The sequence below is a fragment of the Enterobacter sp. ZOR0014 genome (assembly GCF_000798855.1).
Classification (GTDB): domain Bacteria; phylum Pseudomonadota; class Gammaproteobacteria; order Enterobacterales; family Enterobacteriaceae; genus Enterobacter; species Enterobacter kobei.
Genome location: NZ_JTLF01000387.1, coordinates 1 through 245 on the forward strand (window position 1 = coordinate 1; position 245 = coordinate 245).

Below are 245 nucleotides of genomic sequence, written 5' to 3' on the forward strand. Positions count from 1 at the left end.
GAACATAGGCTCTGCCCTATACTTTGTTTCGTTCATTTCCTCAAGCTCTTTAGATAGCTTTCTGACACCTCTAGCGTAATGTTTACTAGCTTTTTCTTCTGCCCTTAAACTTTTGTAGTTGCTTTTCATATATGAACTTTCTAATATCGTCTTTCTGCTGTTTTTCCTCTTTATCAGACCAACTAACTTTTTGGCCTTTTCGCTTGCCACTTTGATAAACTCGTCTGTTATCATCAGGAAAGCCA

At 37.6% G+C, this 245-nt stretch carries 1 protein-coding gene; it reads right to left on the bottom strand.

The genetic code is table 11. From position 1 onward, the window contains the following. Positions 1-245 (bottom strand): DUF7413 domain-containing protein (locus L977_RS25120; protein WP_047626915.1); only part of this gene is annotated, 245 nt, incomplete at both ends.